Here is a 24916-nt window from a genome sequence, read left to right as displayed (position 1 = left end):
TCTTCGATAGAGAGTGGCCTGCATGAAGAAGCCGCAATCGAGTCGGACGGTACTGATACCGATCGTGCTCGCCCTTTTCGTGACCCTGGTGGGGTCGCTGTTCGGTTCGGCCCTGGCGTCGGCGCAGCCGCCGCCTCCGTCCGGACAGAACTACTCCATCGCCACCGATACCACGTTCGCTCCCTTCGAGTTCCAGGACGAGCAGGGCAAACTCGTCGGAATCGACATGGACCTCCTGGCCGCGATCGCCGCGGACCAGGGCTTCACCTACAACGTGGAGCAGGTCGGTTTCGACACCGCCCTGCAAGGCGTCACGAGCGGTCAGTTCAACGGCATGATCGCCGGAATGTCCATCACGGACGCGCGTAAGGCAACGTTCGATTTCTCGGATCCGTACTTCGACTCCGGCGTTCAGATGGCAATCCTCGAGTCCAACAACGACATCGAGGGCTACGAGGACCTGCGAGGCAAGTCCGTCGCCGTCAAGAACGGCACCGAGGGCGCGACGTTCGCCACCTCGATCGCCGACCAGTACGGCTTCACCATCCGCAGCTTCGACGACTCCGCGACGATGTTCGAGGAAGTTCGGACCGGAAACTCCGCGGCAGCGTTCGAGGACTACCCGGTGCTGGCGTACGGCATCACGCAGGGCAACGGGTTCAAGACGGTGACCGAGAAGGAGTCGGGCGCGAGCTACGGCTTCGCGGTGGCAAAGGGCACCAACGCCGAGTTACTTCAGCAGTTCAACACAGGCCTGGCCAACCTCCGCGAAAGCGGCCAGTACGACGACATCCTCGACACCTACCTCAGCGCCGAGGCATCCACCTCGGACACCTCGATTCCCGGGCTCATCGCCAGTAGCTGGCAGCTGCTGCTCAAGGGCCTCTGGCTGACCGTCGTTCTCACCGTCATCTCCATCGCGATCGCTCTGGTTCTCGGCGCGATCTTCGGCCTGTTCCGAGTCTCGTCCAACATCGTGCTCCGGGGAATCGGTACGACGTACGTCGATATCTTTCGCGGCACACCGCTTCTGGTGCAGGCATTCTTCATCTACTTCGGCGTCCCTGCGGCCCTGAACTTCCAGATGTCCGCATTCACCGCGGGCATCATCACGCTGTCGCTCAACGCAGGCGCCTACATGGCCGAAATCGTCCGAGGCGGAATCCTCGCCGTCGACAAGGGCCAGATGGAAGCGTCGCGCAGCCTCGGTATCAGCTACCTCAAGTCGATGCGCCGCGTCGTCATGCCGCAGGCCATCCGCACGATGATTCCGTCGTACATCAACCAGTTCGTCATCACGTTGAAGGACACGTCGTTGCTGTCGGTCATCGGCCTGGCCGAGCTGACACAGACAGGCCGACTGATCATCGCCCGCAACTTCGAGTCGTTCAACATGTGGCTGATCATCGGCGTCATGTACTTCATCATCATCATGGCACTCACCAAGCTGTCGAACCGGCTCGAGAAGAGGATCAACAAGTGAGCACCAAGATTTCGATCAAGGCGCTGGAAAAGGCATTCGGCGACAACAAAGTCCTCAAGGGAATCGACGCCGAGATCGCCAACGGCGAGGTCGTCTGCGTCATCGGACCATCGGGATCCGGTAAGAGCACCTTCCTGCGATGCCTGAACAAACTCGAGGACATCACCGGCGGCCACGTCGTCGTCGACGGCGTCGACCTGACCGACAAGAACGTCAACCTCGACAAGATCCGCCAGAACATCGGCATGGTGTTCCAGCACTTCAACCTCTTCCCGCACATGACGGCACTCGAAAACGTCATGCTCGCACCCGTCGAGACGAAGAAGATGTCGAAGTCCGAGGCCAAGAACACGGCACTGAAACTGCTCGAGCAGGTCGGACTGTCCGAGCGCGCGGACTACAAGCCCGCCAGCCTCTCCGGCGGTCAGAAGCAGCGCGTCGCAATCGCCCGAGCACTCGCGATGAGCCCGTCGATCATGCTGTTCGACGAGGCCACCTCCGCACTCGACCCCGAAATGGTCGGCGAAGTGTTGCAGGTTCTGCGGGACCTCGCGAAAGGCGGCATGACAATGGTCGTCGTCACCCACGAAATGGGCTTCGCCCGCGAGGTCTCGGACCGAGTCATCTTCATGGCCGACGGCGTCATCGTCGAAGAAGGAACCCCGGATCAGCTCTTCGGCAACCCGCAGAACCCTCGGACCCAGGACTTCCTGAACAAGGTGCTGTAACGCTCCACCCACGGCATGAAGGCGCCACCGCAGCGGTCAGACAGCTGCGGTGGCGCATTCATGCTGTAACGAAAAGAGCGCTACGTGGCGTCGGAGTCGATGGGAGGGGTCTGGCCCGCGGGCAATTTCTTCTCGAGCGACGGCTTGGCGGGGGTGTTCGGGGTCCCGTTGGAACTGCCGTTCGGCTTCTTGGAGTCGAAGTTGCCGGTGAAGATCGAGTCGTCGCCGTCGAGCAAGTGTTTGGTGATGACGGCGCGCGGGGTCATGCCGCGGAGCTGATTGAGGTCGGCGAGGGGTTTGCGTAGGTCCTCGAAGTCGGTGCCCAGCTCGTCCTTGAGTTGCTGGCTTGCGCCGTTGGCGTAGTCCTTGACCTGGCGGATGGACTTGGTGACCCAGCTGATTGCGCCGGGCAGCCTGTCTGGACCGAGGATGACGAGTGCTGCTACCAGGAGAATGACGAGCTCTCCCCAGCCGATGTTGCCGAACACGCCTGTCAGCCTAGTCCGAAACCGGGGTGACCGACACATCGACGAGTCTGCCGGACCGGACCAGCTGCACCGGCGTCGACTGACCGATTTCGCTTGCTTGGACGGCGACAACCAACTCATCGGCGCTGGTCACAGCACGATCACCTACTCTGGTGATGACGTCGCCCTCGACGATTCCCGCTTCCTGCGCCGGCCCTCCAGCGCGAACGTTCGCCACTTCTGCACCGGACGTTGCGTCGTTGATCACCGATCGAGCGTTGATGCCGATGTCCGGGTGTTTCATCTCGCCGGTCCGGATCAGCGACTGGGCCACCTCGGTGACGTCGTCGATCGGGATCGCGAAACCGAGACCGACAGATCCGCCGCTCTCGCTGCGGATGGCCGAGTTGATGCCGATGACGCGGCCTTCGGCGTCGATCAGTGGTCCACCGGAGTTACCCGGGTTGATCGCGGCGTCGGTTTGCACTGCGTCGATGACGGCGTCGGTGTCGGTGCCTTCACCGGACAGTCGCACGGGCCGATCGAGTGCACTGACGATGCCGCGGGTGACGGTTTTGTTCAGACCGAGCGGCGAGCCGACGGCGACGACGTCCTCCCCCACCTGGACGTCCGCGGAGTTGCCGAGCTCGGCAACGGTGAGGTTGCCTACATCGGCCTTGAGCACTGCGAGGTCGGTCTTGATGTCGCGACCGACGATGTCGGCGGGAACCTTGGTGCCGTCGGAGAACGTCACTTGCAGCGTCGCTCGATCGGGGTTGGTGGCCGCCATCGAGATGACGTGATTGTTGGTGACGATGTACCCCTCGCCGGCGATGACGACGCCGGAGCCGGTCCCTGCGTTGTCGCCGAGTGTGACCTGAATGGACACCACGGACGGCAGGACTGCATCGGCTACGCGTGCCACCTGCCCTTGGGGCAAGTCTTCGCCGGTCGACTGCGTCAGATTCACCTTCTGACTGGTCAGAGCTCCGGTGACCTCGGCTGTTTCACGCCCGATGAGGCCGCCGACAAGACCGATGGCCAGTGCGACGACGCCGAGAACGACGAGCGCTTTCGGGGCGACCTTCTCACCGAACAGAACCTCACGGACACCGAGCTTCGGGCCGAACGGCCGGACTGCGGGCTCGGGGATGTCCTCGGCTGCGGCGCCGAGCCTGACGGTGGAGTTCGGATCGCGCCACGGATCCTCGGGTTCTGGTTCGGGCTCCGGGGGGCCGGTGGGAGCATCGGGATCGCGCTGCAGCGATTCCTGCGCGTCGGTGGGCCTGCCGAACGCCTCGGCGAGAACAGGATCGGGGGCGCGCGACGTGATTCTGGGCGACGGTTCGCCCCGACGGGCAGCGGGGGTGAAGGAGCCTTCGACGTCGCTCGGACGACCGAACGCGGCAGTGGCTGCGGGGTCCACCTCCGGCCGGTAGACCGGCCGCGGTGGTAGCCGCGGCGCCTCCGGGTCAGTGTCGGTGCTGCGATCTGTATTGGTGCTCACGCGTTCCCGGTACCCCTCGCTCACGTCGGTCACAGCGGCCAAGATTACACAGGGCGACCCTAACGGCGTCGGCGACGAAGGTTCACGACCGACGTCACGATGACGCGTCGGCGTCGCTCGACCTCTGCTTTGACCTCGGGCGGCTCGCACATCGGGATCTGACTGAGCAGACCGAGCAACGAGTTGGGCATCGACATCTCGCCCGAATCCTTCAGTGCGCTGCGCGCCTGTTGCTGGGCGTCGACCTCTGCTGCGCACTCGGGGCACTCCGCAATGTGCCGGGCCGCGCGAAGGTACGCGTTCATGCGGAGCTCTCCGTCGGCGAATGCAGCAATCGCTTCGCTGGCCAGATGTTCGGTAGAGCTGAACCGCCGTGGCTCTCGGGCCTGCGTCATCCAACCCTCCTCGTAGCTACTGAACACTGGCGTGAGAAGTGTCGACCTTCCCGTTCACTCGAAGGTACTCCCGTAGCGCCGCACGTCCACGATGGATACGACTACGCACCGTCCCGAGCTTGACGCCCAGTGTCGCACCGATCTCTTCGTAGGACAGGCCTTCGATGTCACACAGCACGATCGCTGCGCGGAACTCGGGCGCCAACGAGTCGAGCGCGGACTGCAGATCCGGATCCAATCGAGCGTCGTGATAGATCTGCTCGGGGTTGGGCGTCTCCGACGGCACCCGGTCGTAGTCCTCGGGCAACGCCTCCATGCGGATGCGATTGCGTCGACGAACCATGTCGAGGAACAGATTGGTGGTGATGCGGTGCAGCCAACCCTCGAACGTTCCCGGCTGATAGTTCGACAGGGACCGGAACACCCTGATGAACGTGTCCTGCGTCAGATCCTCGGCATCCTGGGCGTTACCGGACAACCGGTAGGCAAGACGGTAGACGCGGTCACCGTGCTCACGGACCAGTTCGTCCCAGGACGGCATGGTGGCGTCCTCGCCGCTGGCATCGAAAGCGGCGGTGCCGCTCAGTTCGGCGGTGTCTAGATCTTCTTTGATCTCGTAGATGGCTGGATCCTCCTGCTCAGGAACACGTACCAGTACAACCAGCGACACCGCCGGGATGTTCCTGTTTCGCGTTGCTCGTCGATCAAGCGATCACAAGTAGCTTCTCCCACTCGCGTGTGGCCGACGTGTGAATAACCTGAGGTGCCGCTGAGAAACCTGTCCGCTCGGAAAATCGTGCGGGTCACGTTAATGTCGCAGGGTGCCGACTAATGCCGAGAGATTGCTGTCGTATGCCGAGGAATCCGCTCAGGAGGACGACGTTCTGGTCTCGGCTCGCGAACGCGCCGAGGACCTCGGTGCAGCACCCGTGCCTGCCTCCGTCGGCGCGATTCTCAGCATCTTCACTCAGATGCTCGGCGCGAAGACGGTCGTCGAGATCGGGACCGGCGCCGGCATCAGCGGCCTCTGGCTACTCGACGGCATGCGCGACGACGGCGTACTAACCACCATCGACACCGAACCGGAGTACCAGCGCGCGGCCAAGGAAGCGTTCCGCGCCGGAGGTATCCCGCCGTCACGTACGCGACTGATCAACGGGTGGGCGCTCGACGTCCTGCCTCGCCTCGCCGACGACACCTACGACCTCGTGTTCATCGACGCCAGCCCCGTCGACCACCTTCACTTCGTTCAGGAGAGCGTCCGACTGCTGCGCCCGGGCGGTGTACTGGTTCTCCACAACGCACTGCTGAACGGCCGGGTGCCGGACTCGACGCAGCGCGACGCCACCACCGTTGCAGTACGCGCAGCAGCCCGCGCCATCGCCGAGGACGAGCGCCTCACCACCGTCCTGCTTCCGCTGGGCGACGGACTGATCTGCGCCTCGCGCAGCTGACCTCGGGTCGTTCCGCAGGCTCCACTCCCAGCTGACCTTGGGTCATTTCGCAGGCTCCACTCCCGGGGCTTCGCGCAGCTGACCTCAGGTCATTCCGCAGGCTCCACTCCCAGCTGACCTCGGGTCATTCCGCAGGCTCCACTCACGTCAAATCCAGACGCCCTTGCCGACGGAGACGACGCCACCCGCGGAGACGTTGAATCGTTCGTTGTCGCGTTCCATGTCGACGCCGATGATTTCGCCGGGCCCGACGACGACGTTCTTGTCCAGGATTGCCCGGCGAACCACTGCGCCCTTGCCGATGCGTACGCCTGGCATGAGGACGCTGCCTTCGACGGTGGCACCGTCGTCGATCATCACGTTGGAGCTGAGCACCGAATTGCGGACGGTCGCGGCCGAGAGAATGCATCCGGCGCCGACGACGGATTCCTGCGCGAGTCCGCCCTGTACGAACTTGGCGGGCGGGAGGTTCTCCGCGGCGCCGCGGATAGGCCAGCGGCGGTTGTAGAGGTTGAAGATCGGGTGGACGGACACCAGGTCCATGTGCGCGTCGTAGAAGGCGTCGATGGTTCCGACGTCGCGCCAGTATCCGCGGTCGCGTTCGGTGGCGCCGGGCACGACGTTGTCGTTGAAGTCGTAGACCGAAGCGACACCGGCTTCGACGAGTGCGGGAATGATGTCGCCGCCCATGTCGTGGTCGGAGTCGGAGTTCTCCGAGTCCGCTTTGATGGCGTCGATCAGAACTTTCGTCGTGAAGACGTAGTTGCCCATCGACGCGTAGGTGACGTTGGGGTCGTCGGGTGTGCCCGGAGGCTGAGCGGGCTTCTCCAGGAACTGGGTGATCTTGCCGTTCTCGTCGCTGTCGATGCATCCGAACGCGAAGGCTTCGCTGCGCGGCACCCTGATCCCGGCGACGGTGACGCCTGCGCCGGAGTCGATGTGCTGCTGGACCATCTGCTCGGGGTCCATGCGGTAAACGTGGTCGGCACCGAAAACGACTATGTACTCGGGGTCCTCGTCGTAGACGAGGTTGAGCGACTGGAAGATGGCGTCGGCGCTGCCGGTGTACCAGCGCGGGCCGAGGCGTTGCTGCGCCGGGACCGGGGTGATGTACTCACCGGCGAATCCGGACAGCCTCCAGGTCTGGGAGATGTGGCGGTCCAGTGAATGGGACTTGTACTGGGTCAGCACGCACAGCCGGAGGTATCCGGCGTTGACGAGATTGCTCAGAACGAAGTCGATGAGTCGGTAGGCGCCGCCGAACGGTACGGCTGGCTTTGCTCTGTCCGCGGTCATGGGGTAGAGCCGCTTACCCTCACCGCCGGCAAGCACGATCCCTAGAACATGCGGTTGTGTCCTCACAGAGCCAACCTATCCGCACTGGGTGAACCTTGCTAGCAGTACACGCGTTTCACCGCGGGAATGTAGGTTTACAGATGTGCGCGTGGCGATGATGACTAGGGAATACCCGCCGGAGGTCTACGGAGGCGCCGGGGTGCATGTCACCGAACTCGCGGCGCAGCTGAAAGCGCTGTGCGAGGTCGAGATCCACTGTATGGGTGCGCCGCGGGACACCGCGCAGGTCCATGATCCCGATCCGGCGCTGAAGGGCGCCAATGCGGCGCTGACGACTTTGTCGGCGGAGCTGCGGATGGCGAATTCCGCGGCCGACGCGGACGTGGTGCACTCGCACACCTGGTACACCGGTCTCGCCGGCCACCTGGCCGCGGAGTTGTACGACGTTCCGCACATCCTCACCGCGCATTCGCTCGAGCCTCGCCGTCCGTGGAAGGCCGAGCAGCTGGGCGGCGGCTACCGCATCTCGTCGTGGTCCGAGCGCAATGCCGTCGAGTACGCCGACGCGGTCATCGCCGTCAGCGAGGGCATGGCCAAGGACGTACTCGATGCCTACCCGCGTCTGGACCCGCAGCGTGTTCACGTGGTGCGCAACGGGATAGACACCGAGAACTGGCATGCCGGGCCCGCCGCCGATCCGTCGGATTCCGCTTTGGACGCCATCGGCGTCGACCTGAATCGGCCGATCGTCGCGTTCGTCGGGCGGATCACGCGCCAGAAGGGTGTCGGGCATCTGATCGCCGCCGCGCACCATTTCGATCCGTCGATCCAGCTCGTGCTCTGCGCGGGCGCTCCCGATACCCCGGAGATCGCCGCGGAGACCGAACGTGCGGTTGCCGAGTTGTCCGCTGCCCGTGACGGCGTCCATTGGGTCCGCGAGATGCTTCCCACCGAGAAGATCCGCGAAATCCTGTCTGCGTCACAGGTTTTCGTCTGTCCGTCGGTGTACGAGCCGCTGGGTATCGTCAACCTCGAGGCCATGGCTGCGGAAACGGCGGTGGTCGCGTCCGACGTCGGAGGCATCCCGGAGGTCGTCGACGACGGTGTCACCGGTCGCCTCGTGCACTACAACGCATACGAACCGCAGACATTCGAGCAGGCTCTGGCACGAACGGTCAACGATGTCGCGCTCGATCCGACGCTCGCAGCCTCGATGGGCAAGGCCGGTCGTGCCCGTGCCGTCGCCGAATTCTCGTGGGCGGCCATCGCTCAACAGACGCTCGACGTCTACTCCGCGGCGCTCGCCCGTCGCTCGTAGGTTCCGACGACGACCGACGCGGTCACGACCACCGGCTCGGGTAGCGATTCGATTGCGGCGCGCCTGTCCGCCTCGGTGGTGTGCCGAACGGACGGGCCCATCCCGACGAGGCTGCCCACCTCGGCGTGGGTCAGTTCCATGCGGTACTCGACGGTTGTCCTCTCCACCTGGTCGAACCCTCCGGACAGGGAATCGCCGAGCCGCCTGGCCTTGTCCTCGTCGACGCCGATGAGTCCGAGTTCGCCGATCAGTTCCTGTTGATGCCGGACGGTGGGGGTAACGACGACGAGCCTGCCTCCCGGTGCGAGAACTCGCCTGGATTCCGCCGCGTTGCGCGGCGAGAAGACACAGGTGATCGCGTCGAGCGAGCCGGAACGGACGGGTAGGCCGTTCCAGACGTCGGCGACCACGGAGCCGATCGCGGGATGAGCCTGCGCCGCACGACGAGCCGCAGCCTTGGACACGTCGATGCCGATTCCTCGTCCCCCGGTGCGGTCGAGGACGGCCGCCAGATAGTGACCGCTGCCGACGCCTATCTCGAGCACGTTGCGCCGCGCACCGACCGCGTCGACGAGGGCCCCCGACACCCGGTCGAAGTGGCCGGTGCTCAGGAACGCGGTGCGGGCCGCGATCATGTCCGGTGAGTCGCCGGTGATCTTGCCTGCGCTGCCCGGTTGCAGACTGACGTATCCCTGCCGCGCGACGTCGAACGAATGCCCTCGATCGCACAGAAGAGTGCGGTCCTCCACGTCGAGATCGGCGCCGCAGTGGGGGCAGACGAGCAGGTCGATCACGTCAGCGAGCACGAGACACCCGATCACCACGCACCCCGACCACCACTAAGCCCCACCTGCCGGAATGGGCAAGCGGGGCTGGGCACAGAAACGAAAAACAGTTAACCGGTGACGCCTTTCAGCTCTTCACCGAGGGCGGCTGCCTCGTCAGGGGTGAGCTCGACGACCAGGCGTCCTCCGCCTTCGAGCGGCACCCTCATCACGATCCCTCGTCCCTCTTTGGTTGCTTCGAGGGGACCGTCCCCGGTCCGGGGCTTCATCGCCGCCATCCTCTGCTCCCTCCAGATCTGCGCCACCAAGCTCTGCGCCTCGGCCAAAAAAGTGTTCTCGCCGTGAGCGAGAATGGTTCTTGCGCTCCATTCTTCCCTATCGAGACCGATACCGGGAACTGGAGTCGGTATTCGGGGACTTCACCCAACATCCCGTCAGGTGATCGTCGACCATTCCGGTGGCCTGCATCAATGCGTAAGCCGTGGTCGGACCGAAGAACCGCAGTCCACGGCGTTTGAGCTCCTTGGCCATCGCTGTGGATTCCGCGGTCACGGCAGGTACGTCCGATATCGAATCGAGACGCTTCGGTCGTCGCGTCGGCGCGAACGACCAGAGCAGCGAGTCGAGGTCCGGGTCCAGGTCGAGGATCACCCGCGCGTTGCCGATGGCCGCTTCGATCTTGGCGCGGTTCCGCACGATCGAGCTGTCCTGCATCAGCCTCTCGGTGTCTGCGGAATCGAACGCGGCGACGATCGTCGGATCGAATCCAGCGAAGGCTCGACGGAAGTTCTCACGCTTGCGCAGGATCGTGATCCAGGCCAATCCGGACTGGAACGCTTCGAGGCACAGGCGCTCGTACAGAGCGTCTCGGCCGTGGAGCTCACGACCCCATTCGGTGTCGTGATAGGTGCGGTACAGGTCGTCGTCGGTCGCTCCCCACGGGCACCTCAGCTTGCCGTCGGGGCCTGGTACGGCCGTCACTTGTCCACGTTCGTCGTATCGTCCAGACGCGACCGGAGCAGGTCGATCTCCGCGGCGAGTCGCTCCAGGGCCCAGTCGACTTCGCTGGGCTTGTAGCCGCGCATCGTCTGCTGGAATTTGAGGTCTTTCACGTCGTCGCCGGTCACGCCTTCGGCAGGAAGGACGGTGGCCGTCGTGCCCTCGGGCAGTGGTTCGAGCTCCTCACCGCGACCGAACACGGCACTTGCAACGAAGAAGAGCAGGGCTGCGATGACCGCGATGACGACGACGTACAACAGAAGCGTCAGCATCGCAGAATCTTCTCACAGCCCTGCTCTCGGACGGTCCTGCCCGTTACGCGTGCAAGGTGTTGATGGCGGGCCGATCGGCCAGCGACACCTCGGTGGAGAACGGCACGAACGAATCTCCGTCGACGCGGAACTGCATCAGTCCCGCCCCCGAGTCCACCATTCCGCACCGGTTCAACATGGTGCCCACGATCTGACGGCTCATCGCGCCCAGTTCCACCAGCGGGCGGTTGCGGTGCTTACGGACACCGAGATTGACCTGACCGATCGCGCCGAGTCCCAGCTTGTCGTAAGTGTCGAGCAACAGTCCGATCTCCACGCCGTAGCCGGGAGCGAACGGCACCGCGGAGAGGAGTTCTCTCGTTCCGGCGTACTCCCCGCCCAACGGTTGGATCACACCGGTGAGCTCCGGGCGCATGGCGGCGAGCATCGGCCGTGCAACCAGCTCGGTGACCCTGCCACCGCCGTTGGCGTCCTCGGTGCCGCTGGTGCGCAACGGGCGTCGGTAGTAGCCCTTCACCAGATGGATACCATCGCCCATCAGCAGGGGGCCGAGAAGCTTGGGCACGAACGCCGGGTCCGGGTTGATCAGATCGGAGTCGACGAACGCGATCAGATCACCCGTCGACGCGGCGATCGCTCGCCACAGAACTTCACCTTTGCCCCTGACCGGGTCGAGTCCGGGAATTGCTTCCTCGCGACTGATGACCCGCGCACCGGCGGCCGTGGCACGTTCGGCGGTGGCGTCGGTAGACCCGGAGTCCAGGACGATCAGTTCGTCGACGAGACCGCCCAGCAGCGGATGGATGGTATCCACCACGGCCGCAACGGTGTCTTCCTCGTCGAGCGCAGGCAGTACGACGGAGACGGTGCGGCCCGCCTTCGCTGCCTCGAGCTCCGCGATGGACCACGACGGGGTGTCCCACGTATTGGTGTCCGCCCATGAATCCAGGACGGTGGTTCGGTCCGCAAGCGTCATGCCAGCCCCCTGACGGTCCGCACCGGGGCTCTGTTTCCCTGTATCGCCGCAACCATGTCTACGACTCTTCTGGTCGACGCAACTTCGTGCACCCGGAACATTCGGGCGCCGCCTGCTGCGGCCAATGCTGTCGCTGCCAATGTTCCCTCCAACCGGTCGGCGAGTTCTACACCTAGAGTCTCCCCGATAAAATCCTTGTTGCTCAGCGCCATGAGCACTGGCCATCCGGTGTTTACAAGAACGTCCACGCGACGCAACAACTCGAGCCCGTGGAAGGTGTTTTTGCCGAAATCATGGGTGGGGTCGATCAGAATCGAGTCGCGACGAACGCCCGCGGCAACAGCTTTCTCGGCCGCGGCTGTCACTTCCTCGACTACATCGGCAACGACATCGGTGTAGCGAACACGGTGTGGTCGGGTACGAGGCGTGGCACCTCCGGTGTGCGAGCAGACGATGCCGACGCCTTCCTCGGCAGCAACCCCGACGAGCCCAGGGTCCGCCCCGGCCCACGTGTCGTTGATGAGATCGGCACCGACACCGCACGCGAGCCTCGCCACGTCGCTACGCCAGGTATCGACGCTGATCAGCAGATCCGGGTACTCACCGCGGATGGCCTCGACGAACGGAACGACGCGACGGATCTCCTCGGCAGCGTCGACGAGCACACCCGGGCCCGCCTTGACGCCGCCGATGTCGACCATGTCGGCACCCTCGGCGACGGCGCGATGGACCGACGCCATCGCCGCCTCGTCGGTGAAGTTCGCACCCTTGTCGTAGAAGGAATCAGGAGTGCGGTTGACGATCGCCATGACGAGCGCGCGATCGTCGGCCACCGGCTTGCCGCAGAGAGTGCTCATGCTTTCAATACTGGCACGGGCATTATTTGCTGCTGGGCGCCTTACCTGCCGCGACCTCGTCGACGTAACCGTCGTACGCCGTGTCGTAACCGCCGGACTTGCCGCGCAGCACGTAGAGCTCGCTCTCGCCGTCCTCCTCGTAGCCGAGCTTGCGGAGGGCGACCTTCTGGCTCTTGAACGTGGATGTCTGTTCGAGGCTGTCGACGACGCGCACGAACAACGGCACGGCGTACGTCGGAAGCTTGTCGTACAGATGCGCTGCGACGGCTTTGCCGTCGAACGACTCACCGTCGCGCAACGTCACCGCAGCCATGCCTGCCTTGCCGTCGGCACCGTCGATGTCGACGCCGTAGACGACGGCACCGTCGATGGCGGAATGGCCGCCGAGAGCACCTTCCACCTGCGTGGTCGCGACGTTCTCACCCTTCCAGCGGAACGTGTCGCCGAGGCGGTCGACGAACGCGACATGCAGGAAACCCTGCTTACGCACGAGGTCGCCGGTGTCGAACCATGCGTCGCCGTCCTTGAACCCGTCGCGGACGAGCTTCTTCTCGGTGGCCTCGTCGTCGGAGTAGCCGTCGAACGGGGCGCGATCGGTGACCTTGGAGAGCAGCAGACCGACCTCACCGTTCCCGACCTTCCGCAGCTTGCCGTTCTGACCGCGCTTGGCCTTGCCGGACTCCTCGTCGTACTCGACCACCGCGTACGGCAGCGGGCAGATTCCCGCGGTCTTCTTCATGTTCAGCGCATTGATGAAGGCGATGTTGCACTCGCTGGCGCCGTAGAACTCGGCAACACGTTGGATGCCGAACCGCTCGGTGAACTCCTCCCAGATCTCCGGGCGAAGACCGTTGCCGACGACGAGCTTGACCGTGTTGTCACGGTCGGTCGCCTTCTTCGGCTGGGTGAGCAGGTACCGGCACAGCTCACCGATGTAGGTGAACGCCGTGGCCTTGTTGACCTTGATGTCTTCCCAGAAATTGCTCACCGAGAACTGCTTGCCGATCGCCATCGTCGCGCCACCGGCAAGCACCGAGGACAGCGTCACCGTCAGAGCGTTGTTGTGATAGAGCGGCAGGCAGCAATAGATGACGTCGTCACTACGCAGGCGTACGCCCATGTTGCCGAGACCGGACATCGACTTGAGCCACCGGAAATGGCTCATCAAGCTCGCCTTCGGCATACCCGTCGTGCCCGAGGTGAAGATGTAGAACGCCTTCTCCTTCGCCAGGATCTCCGCGGTGACCGACGGGTTCTTCGGCGACGCCTTCTGAGCCAGCTCGTCGAGTTCCGTCAACGGCAGAACCGACCCGGCCTGCGGAGCGGCCTCGAGCGAATCGAGTGCCTCCTGCGTGTTCTCGTCGAACACCAGGACCTTCGCGTCGAGAATCCCCAGGCTGTGCTCGAGCACATCACCGCGCTGGTTGTAGTTCAACATTCCGGCCGTCGCACCGAGCTTGACCGCAGCCAGCGCCGCGAACAGGGCCTCCGGGCGATTCTTGCTCAGTACCCCGACGACATCCCCGCGCGTCACACCCCGGTCCGCGAAGACAGCGGCGTAGCGATTGACGATCGCATTGGCGTCCGCGTACGACGTGGACTCCCCTTCGAACCGCACGAACGGCCTGTCACCGTTCTTCGCCGCAGCATCCTGGAACACGAGGCCGATCGACGCCTTGTGATGGGGCTTGCGAGTGAATCCGGCGACGCCCCGAAGCAGGCTCGGCACCTCCGTCACCATTTTCGGCAACGCGACGGCGACATCGGTCACCTTGATCTTCTGACGGGCATCGACAGCCATGAACTCCCCTTAGTCCGATGTGACCTTGCTAACCTTACTCCAGAGTAACGTCCAAATTCGAGGTCACTCCGCAGGCTCCGCTCCCGTCCAAATTCGAGGTCACCCCGCAGGCTCCGCGCATGCATCCAGCGCACCCCGGACGGTGTCGGTTCTGACCAGCGCGTCCAGGGCCCGCTGTTGCACGAATCCCGTCGAGGACAGGCTGTCGATCCACTGCAAGAGCCCGTCGTAGTGACCGACGGGGTCCAGCAGAACGATGGGTTTGGCGTGCATACCCAGGTAACCCGCCGTCCAGGTCTCGAACAATTCCTCCAGCGTCCCGATGCCTCCCGGCAGCGTGATGAACGCGTCGGCGCGGTCCTCCATCACCTTCTTGCGCTCGCGCATGGTGTCGGTGACGATCAGCTCGTCGGCGTCGACGTCGGCGACCTCACGGTGGACGAGCGCCTTCGGTATCACCCCGACGGTGTTGGCGCCGGCCGCGCGGGCGGCTTCCGCGACGGCGCCCATCATCGACACGTTGCCGCCGCCGGACACCAGCCCCCAACCTCGACGACCTATTTCCGTTCCCAGCTCGCGCGCCAATTCGATGAACGACTCGTCGACCGGCCCCGACGCGCAGTACACGCACACGTTCCAACTCATGACTGCTCCCCCGTTGTGCTTTCGATGATCCGCACGGCTTCCTCGACGCTGTCCGTGCAGTGGATCAGTTCCAGGTCGGACGGCGAGACCTTACCTTCGGCGACGAGCGTGTTCTTGATCCACTCGATCAGGCCGGACCAGAAGTCGGTGCCCAGCAGGATGATCGGGAACCTGGTGACTTTCTGGGTCTGGACGAGGGTGAGTGCCTCGAACAGTTCGTCCAGGGTGCCGAATCCCCCAGGAAGGCAGACGAAAGCCTGGGAGTACTTGACGAACATCGTCTTTCGAACGAAGAAGTAACGGAAGTTGACCCCGAGGTCGACCCAGTCGTTCAGCCCTTGCTCGAACGGCAGCTCGATTCCGAGGCCGATGGAGAAGCCGTCGGCGTCGGACGCGCCGCGGTTGGCTCCTTCCATGACGCCGGGCCCACCACCGGTGATGACGGCGAATCCGGCCTCGGCGAGGCTCTTTCCGAGCTGCCGGCTGCGTTCGTACTCCGGGTGATCCTGTGGGGTGCGGGCGGAGCCGAATACCGTGACGGCCCTTGGCACCTCGGCGAGCGCACCGAACCCTTCGACGAATTCGCTCTGGATACGCAGAACTCGCCACGTGTCGGTGTGGATCCAGTTTCCGGGGCCGCGTTGATCCAGCAGACGCTGATCCGACGTGGACGTCTCGGAGTTGCGTCCGCGCCGCAACACCACTGAACCCTTGTGCCTAGCTGCCTTGTCGTCGTCCATGCGGACAGGCTATCCGGCGACCCCGCTACGCCTTCGAAAGATACTCGCGAAGGACCGACGTGACGTCGGTGATCTGCGCGGTCGGCACCCGCTCGTCACGCTTGTGCGCCAGGTTCGGGTCACCCGGTCCGTAGTTCACGGCGGGAATACCGAGAGCGGAGAATCTGGACACGTCGGTCCACCCGTACTTGGCGCGGAACTGGCCGCCTGCGGCCTCGATCAGCGCGGCCGCGGCGGGAGCGCCGAGCCCCGGTAGTGCACCGGGCGACGAGTCGGTGACCTCGACGCCGAGACCGAGCCCGGCGAACACGTTGCGAACATGTCCGACCGCCTGCTCGACGCTGCGGTCCGGCGCGAATCGGAAGTTCACGTCGACTTCCGCCGCGTCGGGGACGACGTTTCCTGCGACGCCGCCCGAGATGCGCACCGCCTGCAGGCCTTCGCGATACACACAGCCGTCGATGTCGACCTGGCGGGCTTCGTATGCGGCAAGTCTGTCCAGCACCTCACCCAATTTGTGAACGGCGTTGTCTCCCAGCCACGACCGCGCGCTGTGCGCGCGGGTCCCTCCTGCTGTGAGACGCACTCGCAGAGTGCCCTGGCAGCCCGCCTCGATGAACCCTCCCGACGGCTCGCCGAGAATGGCAACGTCCGCCTGCAACCACTCCGGCAGTTCACGTTCGATGCGGCCGAGCCCGTTCTTGGACGCCGCGATTTCCTCGCAGTCGTAGAAGACCAAGGTCAGGTCGTGGGCAGCGTCCACGGTAGCCGCCAGATGCAGGAAGACTGCGTCCCCGGACTTCATGTCGACCGTGCCGCAACCGTGGATCACGTCGCCGTCGGCGTGGTCGCGTTCACGACGGCTCGGCACATTGTCCGCAATCGGAACGGTGTCGAGGTGCCCGGCGAGCATCACGCGGGTGGGTAGCCCGCGATGTGTCCGCGCGAGTACGGCGTTGCCGTTCCTGACGATCTCGAACCCGGTTGTCTGATCACGTAGTGCGGTTTCGACGGCGTCGGCGATCACCGACTCGTCCTCGGAGACGCTGGGGATGTCGACGAGTGCAGCCGTCAAGTCGATCGGGTCGGCGTGCAGATCCAGGTGGGGAACGCTCATCGGACGATTTTAAGCGCTACCCGAGGTCGCGGCCGCCGGGGATCTCGTACACCGACCCGTCGAAGCCCGCGCGGAACAGCCGTCCGCTGGAGAAGCCCTGCTCGCCCCGTCCGTAGATCACGACGCTCGAGGTGGGAATGCCGCTGCCGAGGACGCAGTACTGTCCGGGCGCATCGATTCGGACGATCTGGCCTCGGGTGTTCAGCGGCACGACCGGTCGGCCGGCGGAATCGAGGGTGAGCCCGTCCGGTGCGCTGAGCGAATCGAGTCCGTTCAGGTCGAGAATGCTCTCCGGCGCCGACGGGTTCGCGATGGGAATTCTGCTGACGCCCGAGTTCACGAACGTTCTGGACACGTACAGGTACCGACCAGCCTCGTCCAGCACCGCGCCGTTGGCACTGGGTAGCCGCGCCCACGCGGGGTTCACCGTTCCGTCCGACGCGACCTGGCCGACCAGGCTACCGAAATCGTTTGTCGCGTACACAGTTCCGTCGTCGGCCACGGCAAGACCGTTGGCTGCGCTGAGGCCGGTGGCGAACGTGCTGGTCTCGAGCGTGTCGATATTCAACCGCACGATCCCGGCTGCCTTGACGATGTCGCCGACGATGACGGTCGGGTTGGCTCCGTAGCCGACGAGCAGGGTGCCGTCGGGCATCCAGGCGAGCGCGCCGCCACCGCCGGGAACACGCGCGATCTCGTAGGCGGGCAGTCCAGGTGCGTCGATCCGGAAGACGCCTCCGGTGATGATGTCCGTCGTGTAGAGCCTGCCCGACGAGTCGACGGCGAGCCCTTCGAGCGCCGCACCGCCGACCGAACCGACTCGGACCGGTGCCGCAGCTGCCGCGCAGTCCGGTGCCGCGGACGCGGCCGGTGTCCCGACGAGCACCGCGCCGGCGACGGCAATCGCCGCCACGGTCACTGCCGTCACTGCTGTCCGAATTCGTTTCGCTACGTGCACGTTCATCCCCCACACTTCGATTCCTCCCCGGTACCTGCGCTCATGTCTACACCCCGGCGGTGACATCCATCGGCCGTGTCCACCCCCTGCGGACCCACACCGTATTCTCGATACCTGTGAGCGCACAGGGAGCATCTGCAATCGGTCTTGCCAACATCACCACCGGCGGAGTCGTACTCGACACCTGGTACCCGAGCCCTGAGCTCGGTGACTACACCGATGCCGGCACCACCCGACTCGACGGTGCGGACATTCCCGCCGAGCTCGCGGCACTCGTCGGTCCGGACGAGGCTCGCGGCGTCGACGTCGTGGCCGTGCGCACCACCATCGCCTCCGTCGACGATGCGCCTGTCGACGCGCACGACGTCTACCTTCGCCTTCACCTGCTCTCTCACCGGCTCGTGCAGCCGCACGGTGTCAACCTCGACGGCCAGTTCGGATTCCTCGCCAATGTCGTGTGGACCAACTTCGGTCCGGCTGCGGTGGAGGGCTTCGAGAACGTTCGCGCTCGCCTACGTGCCCGCGGCCAGGTCACCGTCTACTCGATCGACAAGTTCCCCCGCCTGGTCGACTACGTCGCCCCCTCCGGTGTGCGCATCGCCGACGCCGATCGTGTGCGCCTCGGTGCGCACCTGGCCAGCGGCACCACCGTCATGCACGAGGGCTTCGTGAACTTCAACGCCGGGACGCTCGGCAACTCGATGGTCGAGGGTCGTATCTCGGCTGGAGTCGTCGTCGGCGACGGCTCCGACGTCGGCGGCGGCGCATCCATCATGGGCACGCTGTCCGGAGGTGGGAAGAACGTCATCTCGGTGGGTAAGAGCTGCCTGCTCGGCGCCAACTCCGGCCTGGGTATCTCGCTCGGTGACGACTGCGTGGTCGAGGCAGGTCTCTACATCACCGCGGGCACCAAGGTGTCCGGTCCCGACGGCACCGTGGTCAAGGCTGCGACGCTCAGCGGAAAGAGCAACCTGCTCTTCCGTCGGAACTCCGTGTCCGGTGCGGTGGAGGTCGTTCCGTGGAAGGGCACCGGCGTCGAGTTGAACGCTGCTCTGCACGCGAACGACTGATTTCCCGGTTGTACACTGACCCCCGCGCTTCCCTTTGGGAGCTTCCCGCGGCTTGACGCTCGGCCCGGACGTTGCACCGTATCTGTCGAGAAGGCTCTCCATGAGTGTGACGTTGGTACTCGGGGCGTGCGGCGGTGCCGGGACCACGACGACGTCGGTCGGTCTCGCCAACGCTCTTTCGCTGCACGGGAAGTCCGTGGTGGTCGTCGACGCGACCGTCGGCGGCGGCGATCTTGTCGATCGCGCCGCCGACCACGCTGTCACCGCAGCGACCGTCGAATCGGGGTATGTCGACGTCGAGTTGTCGACCACCAGTACCGGGGCTCACGTGTTGGGACGGGCATGGCCGGACTCGATCGACCCCGACTTCGGCCGTCTCGACTGGCATCTGACCTGCACGACCGACGCGGCGATCTACGATTTCGGACACGGAAGTGTGGAGCGCGACAGTGCGAGCCCACTGCGGAGCGCACAGTCGGCAGCTGTGGTGCTCGTGGTCCCTGCGAGGCCCGACGCCGTTCGACGATCGAGGGCGGCGCTCCACACGATCGGGTTGGCTGCCGGCGAGAAAGCGCTGCGCCGCACCACCGTTGTGGTCTCGCACTGCACTCCAGGACCGAGCACCTCGGCAGTCGACGACGTGCGGCGCGACCTCGACCGAGTCTTCGACGTCCTCGAGGTGCCCCACGATCCGCACCTCGCGTCCGGATCCACCGTCACGGCAGCTGATCTGTCACCCTCCACGACGCAGGCCTACGAGCGGATTCTCACCTCGAACATCCGCTCGGTATGGGGCACACTGTCGGCGTGACAATTCCCAAACCTCGCTTCCGCCTTCCGATAGTGGGTGACATCCTCAGCATCGATGCGGCAAAACCGACCCAGCGTGAACTGAAGATGGCGTCGGAGTTGGGACCGATATTCGAACGGAAAATCCTGTCGCACCGCCTTGTCGTGGTCAGCGGTGCAGATCTGGTCGCCGAGCTGAACGACGAAACACGGTTCGCAAAGTTTCTCGCACTCCCGCATCGCAAGCTGCGCGCACTGGGTGGCGACGGCTTGTTCACCGCGTTCAACTCCGAGCCCAACTGGGGTGCGGCACATCGAGTTCTGATGCCGGGATTCAGCCGGGATGCAATGCAACGTCATCACCACGTCATGCAGGACGTGGCGAACGAGCTCACCTCGCACTGGCGGACACGCTCCGATCAGTCGATCGACGTGACGGCGGACCTGAACAAGCTGACACTCGAGAACATGGCCCGCGCCGGGTTCGGCTACAGCTTCGATTCGTTCCGACGAGACGACGACGCATTCGTCTCCGCGATAGTCCGCGTTCTCGGTCACGTGAACCGGACGTCCAACGATCTGCCGTTCATGCGGTTGTTCGACAGGAAAGCCCGGGACCGGAACGAGCGCGACATCGAATACGTGCACGGCGTGGTCGACGACGTCATTCGGAAAAGAATGCTGGACAAAGAGACTCGTCACGACGACCTGCTCGACCTCATGCTGCACACCCCCGATCCCGAGACCGGGAAACTGCTCGACAAGGTGAACATTCGCCACCAGGTTCTGACGTTTCTCGTCGCAGGCAACGAAACCACCGCGGGTACCTTGGCATTCGCGTTGTACTTCCTCGCGACACACCCCCATGTCGCCGCCCGCGTCCGCCAAGAGGCGGACAACGCATCCGACGTGGTGAGCTACGCGGACGTCTCCAAGTTGCGATACACCCGCAGCGTCGTCGACGAGGCGCTACGTCTCTGGCCGTCGGCTCCCGGTTACTTCCGTAAGGCGCGTCAGGACACGTCGTTGGCGGGCGGCAAATACCCGATGAAGGCCGGTGAGTGGGCATTCGTACTGACACTCGGGCTGCACCGCGACCCGATCTGGGGCCCGGATGCTCACGTCTTCGATCCTGACCGGTTCTCGTCGGCCCGCTCGAAATCTCGTCCGGCCCAAGCATACAAGCCGTTCGGAACCGGACTGCGCGGTTGCATCGGGCGTCAGTTCGCGCTGCACGAATCGGTGCTGACGCTCGCACAGTTGGCACGGTCCTTCGACTTCGATCTCGAAGACGGCTACGAACTGGACATCCAGGAATCGTTGACGCTGAAGCCGCAGAACATGCGCATGAAGGTTCGGCAGCGCTCGATCACCCCGAGCGCCGGCGATGCCAGGTGCGCGCTCTAGCCGATCGAGTTCAGGGATTTCAGTGTTCGTGTGACTGCCCGTGCCGCCTCGACACCTTTCTTCTCGAGGTGGTCGGCGAAGAAGTCGGTGTGATCGGCGTGTTCGTGGAAGTGGTGCGGAGTCAGCACCACCGAGAAGACGGGAACGTCGGTGTCCAGTTGGACCCGCATGAGGCCGTCGATGACTGCGGTTTCCACGAATTCGTGGCGGTAGATTCCGCCGTCGACGACCAGGGCTGCGGCGACGATGGCCGCGTAGCGGCCGGTCCGTGCGAGTCTCTGGGCGTGCAGCGGAATTTCGAACGCGCCCGGAACCTCGAAAATTTCGACGTCTGCATCGAATTCGGCGACAAAACCCTCGCGCGCGCGATCGACGAGTTCCTTGTGCCAGGTGGCTTGCACGAATGCGACGGTCCGGGGCTGCTCTTCGGTCATGGTCATAATGCTAGACGCCTCCTCGAGTCGATGACGCCGGTATCGAAACCGGCCAGATGGAGTCCGCCGTGGAACCGTGCGTGCTCGATCTTCAGGCACTTGTCCATCACGACGGACATGCCTGCGTGTTCGGCGTCGCGCGCGACCTCGTCGTGCACGAGTCCGAGCTGCAGCCAGATCGTTTTCGCTTGAACAGCAATTGCTTCCGTCAACACCGTCGGAAGGTCGTCGTGTTTGCGAAAGACGTCGACGAGGTCCGGTTTCACCGGTAGGTCCGCAAGCGTCGGATACACCGGGATGCCCTCGATCTCGGTGATCGTGGGATTGACGAGGTAGATGTCGTACGTGCTCGTCGACGACAGATACTTGTTCACGAAATAGCTTGCACGGGAGGGGTTCTTCGATGCGCCGACGATCGCGACCGACGTGGTCTGCTGCAGGATCTGCCTGACTGTCATGACCGCTCCCGTCCCGTTGCCGCCGTGAGCGCTTGGTCGAGGTCCCACTCGATGTCGTCGACGTCCTCGAGCCCGACGCTGATGCGGACGGCCTCGGGCCGCACACCGGCCGCGTGCAGCTGATCGTCGGTCAGCTGGCGGTGGGTCGTGCTGGCCGGGTGGATGACGAGTGTGCGCACATCACCGATGTTGGCGACGTGGCTGGCGATTCGGACGTTCTCGACGAATGCGCGGCCGGCGTCCCGGCCGCCGTCGACCCCGAACGTGAAGACCGCACCAGGTCCCGACGGAAGGTATTTCGCGGCACGCTCGTGGTACGGATGACTCGGCAGACCCGAGAACGCGACGTAGTCCACTCGCGGATCGGCGTCGAGCCAGGCCGCAATGTCGCGGGCGTTCTGCACGTGTGCGTCCATCCGCTGCGGCAAGGTCTCCACGCCCTGTATCAGGGTGAATGCCGAGTGCGCGGCCAGTGAACCACCGATGTCGCGTAGTTGTTCACTGCGAAGTTTCGTCAGGAAGCCGTACTCCCCGAAGTTCCCCCACCACGACAGACCTCCGTACGACGCGACGGGCTCGGTCATCTGTGGGAATCGCCCCGAACCCCAGTCGAACTTTCCGGATTCGACGACCACGCCCCCGAGCGTCGACCCGTGACCGCCGAGGAACTTCGTCGCCGAATGAACGACGATGTCGGCGCCGAACTCGATCGGCCGGCACAGCACCGGCGTAGCCATGGTGGCGTCCACGACGAGCGGGATGCCGTGCTCGTGGGCGACGACGGCGAGGCCTTCCAGATCGGCGATGTCACCCGACGGGTTGCCGATGACCTCCACGAAGATCAGTTTCGTCCGGTCGGTCACCGCTGCCGCGTAGTCCGCCGGGTCGGTTCCTGGCACGAATGTGGTGTCCACACCGAATCGCCGCAGCGTGACGTCGAGTTGGGTGATGGTGCCGCCGTACAACCCGGCTGCCGCGACGATGTGGTCACCCGCGCCGGCGAGCGCGGCGAACACCGCGAACTCCGCTGCCAGACCGCTGGCGAATGCGACCGCACCGATGCCGCCTTCGAGGCTGGCGATGCGCTCTTCGAAGGCGGCGACGGTGGGGTTCGCGATCCGGCTGTAGACGTTTCCGTACTTCTGCAGAGCGAAGAGGTCGCCGGCGTCCGCCGAGTCCTCGAACACGTAGCTCGCGGTCGAGTAGATCGGTACCGCCCGCGCACCGGTCTCGGAATCGGGTCTGGCACCTGCATGGATCGCGCGCGTTCGGAGACCGAACGACCTCTCGCTCATCCGTCAGGCCGTTTCGAGGGTCGTGTGCACCGGCGTCCGGTTGCGTGTGAGGTCGAGGACCGGGCAGTGTGCGTCCACCGCTTCCTGCAGTTCCTCGTAGCGCTCACGCGACTCCGGCCCGGTGACCTTGACGATCACTCGGACCTCGCCGAACCCGGCCCGAACCGAGTCGTCGAAGCCGAAGAAGCCGCGAACGTCGAGGTCACCCTCGGCGCGCGCGGTGATGTCGTCGACCGCGATACCGAGCTTGTCGGCCCAGACCCGATAGGTCACGACCTGGCAGGACAGCAGAGACGCCAGGTAGTACTCGACGGGGTTGGCTGCGGTGTTCTCGCCGCCGAGCGCGGGCGGTTCGTCCACCTCGACGCTGAACTTGCCGAGCGTGACCGTGCTGGCGACGGCGTCGTGCGCGGCGGCGGATGCGCGGAAGACGACGAGGGCGTTGTGTGGATCGGCGTCGACTGCGTCCTTGGTTGCGCTGGTGACGGATCCGAGATGCGACAGAGCTGTGGACATGACTGTCCCCTTCGTGAGGTGTGTTGTGAGCTGACCTGATTGGTTGGATCAGGACGCGCAACAACGCGAAGAGCAGACCAGTCCGAAATCGACGGTGCGACGCCTCACCAGCACATCGGCTGTCACGTGGGTCGCGGTCACGAACGCGACAGTAGCAGCTTTCGGTCGACGGGCATCGCGAGAGTGGTCAGGTCGCCGCTGTCCGCTGAGCGAATCACCACTGGGTACTCCGGACCCGACACGTCGATCATGACGTCGGGGCCGAGCGCAGCCACGACGGCCGGGTACAGGGTGGTCACGGCGAATGCCACGTCCACGTCGGGTCCGGACACGGTTGCATCCATGCCGGACGTGGCGAAATCGATGTACTCGTTCTCGGTGTCGAACATCGACAGCAACCTCGACTTGGCGACGACTATTCGGGTGGTGACGTCCGGCAGCGCGCCGAGCATTGCCCGGTAATCCGGAAACTCGGCAGCAAGGATGCCGGCGCGGACGTCACCCGGCCGGAAGATCACCGCCGAGGGGGTGCGATCCACCTGCACTCGATGGTGCTGTCTGACGGATTGGACCGCGGAACGCAGATCGTCCCCATCGACCACTGCGGTCCACTCGTGTTCTCCTTCAGTGGCTTTCGTGACCAGCGACCGGGAGACCAACCTGAATCGATCGGTGGCGGTCATGGTCAGCGTGCCGTCCCGCCATTCCAGGTACACCCCGCCGAGGACGGGATGCTCGGGGTGATGCGACGTCGCGGTGAGGGTCTGATCGAATGCCGCGGCGAGAACCGGGCCGTTGACGGTGAACATGGTTGTCCTGCTTTCGGTGTCGAGTGTTGCGTGTACGGCGGCGGCGGAGCGGGCCGCGAGACGGGCCTGGTCGGTCAGGGCGGTCACGTGCCGGTCGATCTGCGCGCCGTCGCCGGCGAGAACCGACCCGATCATGTCCAACGGCATGTCGATCTGCCGCAGGCTCCGGATCACCTCGGCCTGCTCGAGCTGCCCCGGCGCGTAGTAGCGGTAGCCAGTGGTCTCGTCGATCCTGGCGGGCTCGAGGAGAGACGAGTCCGCGTAGAAGCGCAGGGCACCGGGGGTCAACCCCGTTGCGCGGGCGAATGCGCCGATTGTCATCAATTTGGATGTGCTCACC

At 64.7% G+C, this 24916-nt stretch carries 28 protein-coding genes; 7 read left to right on the top strand and 21 right to left on the bottom strand.

From position 1 onward, the window contains the following. The first annotated feature begins 22 nt into the window (after positions 1-22). Both ACFULT_RS18840 and ACFULT_RS18835 read left to right on the top strand, forming a co-directional pair. Positions 23-1483 carry an amino acid ABC transporter substrate-binding protein/permease gene (locus tag ACFULT_RS18840; protein ID WP_094720907.1) on the top strand — a complete coding sequence of 487 codons (1461 nt, stop codon included), beginning with the start codon at positions 23-25 and terminating at the stop codon, positions 1481-1483. Next, complete coding sequence (locus ACFULT_RS18835; RefSeq protein WP_094720906.1) at positions 1480-2211, top strand: amino acid ABC transporter ATP-binding protein; 732 nt, start codon at positions 1480-1482, stop codon at positions 2209-2211. The genes ACFULT_RS18840 and ACFULT_RS18835 overlap by 4 nt, the downstream gene beginning before the upstream one ends. 80 nt (positions 2212-2291) lie before the next feature. On the opposite strand, the gene tatB is transcribed toward ACFULT_RS18835, so the two are convergent. From tatB to sigE, 4 genes are read right to left on the bottom strand one after another with little or no spacing between them, the layout of a single operon-like run. Continuing rightward, positions 2292-2699, bottom strand: a complete 408-nt coding sequence (gene tatB / locus ACFULT_RS18830) for a Sec-independent protein translocase protein TatB (RefSeq protein WP_037106006.1) — start codon at positions 2697-2699, stop codon at positions 2292-2294. Positions 2700-2709: 10 nt separating this feature from the next. Further along, positions 2710-4185: a S1C family serine protease gene (locus ACFULT_RS18825; protein WP_378482130.1), complete on the bottom strand. Its 1476-nt coding sequence runs from the start codon at positions 4183-4185 to the stop codon at positions 2710-2712. A 59-nt stretch (positions 4186-4244) separates the two neighbouring features. Further along, positions 4245-4580, bottom strand: a complete 336-nt coding sequence (locus tag ACFULT_RS18820) for a hypothetical protein (protein WP_033188102.1) — start codon at positions 4578-4580, stop codon at positions 4245-4247. A gap of 16 nt (positions 4581-4596) precedes the next feature. Continuing rightward, a complete protein-coding gene (sigE, locus tag ACFULT_RS18815; RefSeq protein ID WP_026347834.1) occupies positions 4597-5202 on the bottom strand; it encodes an RNA polymerase sigma factor SigE in 606 nt (201 codons plus the stop codon). A gap of 199 nt (positions 5203-5401) precedes the next feature. On the opposite strand from sigE, the gene ACFULT_RS18810 reads away from it, so the two are divergent. Then, positions 5402-6034, top strand: a complete 633-nt coding sequence (locus tag ACFULT_RS18810) for an O-methyltransferase (RefSeq protein WP_378482129.1) — start codon at positions 5402-5404, stop codon at positions 6032-6034. Positions 6035-6181: 147 nt separating this feature from the next. Here the strand turns inward: ACFULT_RS18810 and glgC are convergent, their stop codons facing one another. Then, entirely contained in the window at positions 6182-7396 is a 1215-nt protein-coding gene (glgC, locus tag ACFULT_RS18805) for a glucose-1-phosphate adenylyltransferase (RefSeq protein ID WP_026347836.1), read from the bottom strand. A gap of 76 nt (positions 7397-7472) precedes the next feature. Between glgC and glgA the strand changes: the two genes are divergently transcribed. Further along, positions 7473-8648, top strand: coding sequence for a glycogen synthase (gene glgA, locus ACFULT_RS18800; RefSeq protein WP_378482128.1), 1176 nt, complete (start codon positions 7473-7475; stop codon positions 8646-8648). On the opposite strand, the gene ACFULT_RS18795 is transcribed toward glgA, so the two are convergent. From ACFULT_RS18795 to ACFULT_RS18745, 11 genes are all read right to left on the bottom strand, one after another. Beyond that, on the bottom strand, positions 8618-9454 hold the full coding sequence (locus ACFULT_RS18795) for a putative RNA methyltransferase (RefSeq protein ID WP_378482127.1): 837 nt from the start codon (positions 9452-9454) through the stop codon (positions 8618-8620). The two genes, glgA and ACFULT_RS18795, sit on opposite strands and share 31 nt — an antisense overlap. Before the next feature lie 89 nt (positions 9455-9543). After that, positions 9544-9711, bottom strand: a complete 168-nt coding sequence (locus ACFULT_RS18790) for a DUF3117 domain-containing protein (RefSeq protein WP_068369835.1) — start codon at positions 9709-9711, stop codon at positions 9544-9546. A gap of 97 nt (positions 9712-9808) precedes the next feature. After that, on the bottom strand, positions 9809-10414 hold the full coding sequence (locus ACFULT_RS18785; RefSeq protein ID WP_037105994.1) for a DNA-3-methyladenine glycosylase I: 606 nt from the start codon (positions 10412-10414) through the stop codon (positions 9809-9811). Further along, a complete protein-coding gene (locus ACFULT_RS18780; RefSeq protein ID WP_037105992.1) occupies positions 10411-10704 on the bottom strand; it encodes a DivIVA domain-containing protein in 294 nt (97 codons plus the stop codon). The genes ACFULT_RS18785 and ACFULT_RS18780 overlap by 4 nt, the downstream gene beginning before the upstream one ends. Positions 10705-10747: 43 nt before the next feature. After that, positions 10748-11680, bottom strand: a complete 933-nt coding sequence (locus tag ACFULT_RS18775; protein ID WP_037105990.1) for a glucosyl-3-phosphoglycerate synthase — start codon at positions 11678-11680, stop codon at positions 10748-10750. After that, positions 11677-12537: a dihydropteroate synthase gene (gene folP, locus ACFULT_RS18770; RefSeq protein WP_037105988.1), complete on the bottom strand. Its 861-nt coding sequence runs from the start codon at positions 12535-12537 to the stop codon at positions 11677-11679. Before folP ends, ACFULT_RS18775 begins: the two co-directional genes overlap by 4 nt. Positions 12538-12559: 22 nt before the next feature. Continuing rightward, positions 12560-14338, bottom strand: a complete 1779-nt coding sequence (locus ACFULT_RS18765) for a long-chain-acyl-CoA synthetase (RefSeq protein WP_037105986.1) — start codon at positions 14336-14338, stop codon at positions 12560-12562. Positions 14339-14437: 99 nt separating this feature from the next. Beyond that, positions 14438-14983 carry a TIGR00730 family Rossman fold protein gene (locus ACFULT_RS18760; RefSeq protein WP_094720900.1) on the bottom strand — a complete coding sequence of 182 codons (546 nt, stop codon included), beginning with the start codon at positions 14981-14983 and terminating at the stop codon, positions 14438-14440. After that, positions 14980-15723 carry a TIGR00730 family Rossman fold protein gene (locus ACFULT_RS18755; RefSeq protein WP_094720899.1) on the bottom strand — a complete coding sequence of 248 codons (744 nt, stop codon included), beginning with the start codon at positions 15721-15723 and terminating at the stop codon, positions 14980-14982. The genes ACFULT_RS18760 and ACFULT_RS18755 overlap by 4 nt, the downstream gene beginning before the upstream one ends. A gap of 25 nt (positions 15724-15748) precedes the next feature. Further along, entirely contained in the window at positions 15749-16840 is a 1092-nt protein-coding gene (gene dapE / locus ACFULT_RS18750; protein WP_037105980.1) for a succinyl-diaminopimelate desuccinylase, read from the bottom strand. A gap of 16 nt (positions 16841-16856) precedes the next feature. After that, positions 16857-17804, bottom strand: coding sequence for an SMP-30/gluconolactonase/LRE family protein (locus ACFULT_RS18745; protein ID WP_037105976.1), 948 nt, complete (start codon positions 17802-17804; stop codon positions 16857-16859). Between the two features lie 110 nt (positions 17805-17914). On the opposite strand from ACFULT_RS18745, the gene dapD reads away from it, so the two are divergent. The 3 genes from dapD (at position 17915) to ACFULT_RS18730 (ending at position 21064) form a co-directional block, all read left to right on the top strand. After that, on the top strand, positions 17915-18868 hold the full coding sequence (gene dapD / locus ACFULT_RS18740; RefSeq protein WP_037105972.1) for a 2,3,4,5-tetrahydropyridine-2,6-dicarboxylate N-succinyltransferase: 954 nt from the start codon (positions 17915-17917) through the stop codon (positions 18866-18868). A gap of 100 nt (positions 18869-18968) precedes the next feature. Beyond that, positions 18969-19679 carry a hypothetical protein gene (locus ACFULT_RS18735; RefSeq protein ID WP_037105969.1) on the top strand — a complete coding sequence of 237 codons (711 nt, stop codon included), beginning with the start codon at positions 18969-18971 and terminating at the stop codon, positions 19677-19679. Beyond that, on the top strand, positions 19658-21064 hold the full coding sequence (locus ACFULT_RS18730; RefSeq protein ID WP_378482126.1) for a cytochrome P450: 1407 nt from the start codon (positions 19658-19660) through the stop codon (positions 21062-21064). Before ACFULT_RS18735 ends, ACFULT_RS18730 begins: the two co-directional genes overlap by 22 nt. Here the strand turns inward: ACFULT_RS18730 and ACFULT_RS18725 are convergent. From ACFULT_RS18725 to ACFULT_RS18705, 5 genes are all read right to left on the bottom strand, one after another. Further along, positions 21061-21498, bottom strand: a complete 438-nt coding sequence (locus ACFULT_RS18725) for a 6,7-dimethyl-8-ribityllumazine synthase (RefSeq protein WP_170945267.1) — start codon at positions 21496-21498, stop codon at positions 21061-21063. The genes ACFULT_RS18730 and ACFULT_RS18725 overlap by 4 nt on opposite strands. Before the next feature lie 2 nt (positions 21499-21500). Then, positions 21501-21956: a CoA-binding protein gene (locus ACFULT_RS18720; RefSeq protein WP_037105955.1), complete on the bottom strand. Its 456-nt coding sequence runs from the start codon at positions 21954-21956 to the stop codon at positions 21501-21503. Next, positions 21953-23251, bottom strand: a complete 1299-nt coding sequence (locus ACFULT_RS18715; protein WP_378482125.1) for an O-acetylhomoserine aminocarboxypropyltransferase/cysteine synthase family protein — start codon at positions 23249-23251, stop codon at positions 21953-21955. Before ACFULT_RS18715 ends, ACFULT_RS18720 begins: the two co-directional genes overlap by 4 nt. Positions 23252-23254: 3 nt before the next feature. After that, positions 23255-23767: an OsmC family protein gene (locus tag ACFULT_RS18710; RefSeq protein ID WP_037105948.1), complete on the bottom strand. Its 513-nt coding sequence runs from the start codon at positions 23765-23767 to the stop codon at positions 23255-23257. Between the two features lie 137 nt (positions 23768-23904). Then, positions 23905-24915, bottom strand: a complete 1011-nt coding sequence (locus tag ACFULT_RS18705; RefSeq protein WP_378482124.1) for a MerR family transcriptional regulator — start codon at positions 24913-24915, stop codon at positions 23905-23907. Position 24916: the final 1 nt, after the last annotated feature.

This window comes from Rhodococcus sp. NPDC057297 (genome assembly GCF_042667435.1).
Lineage (GTDB): Bacteria > Actinomycetota > Actinomycetes > Mycobacteriales > Mycobacteriaceae > Rhodococcoides.
This window is presented reverse-complemented; position numbering and strand designations above follow the sequence as displayed.

Excerpts from the sequence above, each read along its gene's own strand:
- ACFULT_RS18790 (WP_068369835.1), bottom strand. The coding sequence starts at position 9,711 with ATGGCGGCGATGAAGCCCCGGACCGGGGACGGTCCCCTCGAAGCAACC.
- ACFULT_RS18745 (WP_037105976.1), bottom strand. The coding sequence starts at position 17,804 with ATGAACGTGCACGTAGCGAAACGAATTCGGACAGCAGTGACGGCAGTG.
- folP (WP_037105988.1), bottom strand. The coding sequence starts at position 12,537 with ATGAGCACTCTCTGCGGCAAGCCGGTGGCCGACGATCGCGCGCTCGTC.
- ACFULT_RS18725 (WP_170945267.1), bottom strand. The coding sequence starts at position 21,498 with ATGACCGAAGAGCAGCCCCGGACCGTCGCATTCGTGCAAGCCACCTGG.
- ACFULT_RS18840 (WP_094720907.1), top strand. The coding sequence starts at position 23 with ATGAAGAAGCCGCAATCGAGTCGGACGGTACTGATACCGATCGTGCTC.
- ACFULT_RS18775 (WP_037105990.1), bottom strand. The coding sequence starts at position 11,680 with ATGACGCTTGCGGACCGAACCACCGTCCTGGATTCATGGGCGGACACC.
- ACFULT_RS18730 (WP_378482126.1), top strand. The coding sequence starts at position 19,658 with ATGGGGCACACTGTCGGCGTGACAATTCCCAAACCTCGCTTCCGCCTT.
- ACFULT_RS18765 (WP_037105986.1), bottom strand. The coding sequence starts at position 14,338 with ATGGCTGTCGATGCCCGTCAGAAGATCAAGGTGACCGATGTCGCCGTC.
- ACFULT_RS18755 (WP_094720899.1), bottom strand. The coding sequence starts at position 15,723 with ATGGACGACGACAAGGCAGCTAGGCACAAGGGTTCAGTGGTGTTGCGG.
- ACFULT_RS18735 (WP_037105969.1), top strand. The coding sequence starts at position 18,969 with ATGAGTGTGACGTTGGTACTCGGGGCGTGCGGCGGTGCCGGGACCACG.
- ACFULT_RS18820 (WP_033188102.1), bottom strand. The coding sequence starts at position 4,580 with ATGACGCAGGCCCGAGAGCCACGGCGGTTCAGCTCTACCGAACATCTG.
- dapE (WP_037105980.1), bottom strand. The coding sequence starts at position 16,840 with ATGAGCGTTCCCCACCTGGATCTGCACGCCGACCCGATCGACTTGACG.
- ACFULT_RS18710 (WP_037105948.1), bottom strand. The coding sequence starts at position 23,767 with ATGTCCACAGCTCTGTCGCATCTCGGATCCGTCACCAGCGCAACCAAG.
- ACFULT_RS18780 (WP_037105992.1), bottom strand. The coding sequence starts at position 10,704 with ATGCTGACGCTTCTGTTGTACGTCGTCGTCATCGCGGTCATCGCAGCC.
- ACFULT_RS18720 (WP_037105955.1), bottom strand. The coding sequence starts at position 21,956 with ATGACAGTCAGGCAGATCCTGCAGCAGACCACGTCGGTCGCGATCGTC.
- ACFULT_RS18760 (WP_094720900.1), bottom strand. The coding sequence starts at position 14,983 with ATGAGTTGGAACGTGTGCGTGTACTGCGCGTCGGGGCCGGTCGACGAG.
- ACFULT_RS18715 (WP_378482125.1), bottom strand. The coding sequence starts at position 23,251 with ATGAGCGAGAGGTCGTTCGGTCTCCGAACGCGCGCGATCCATGCAGGT.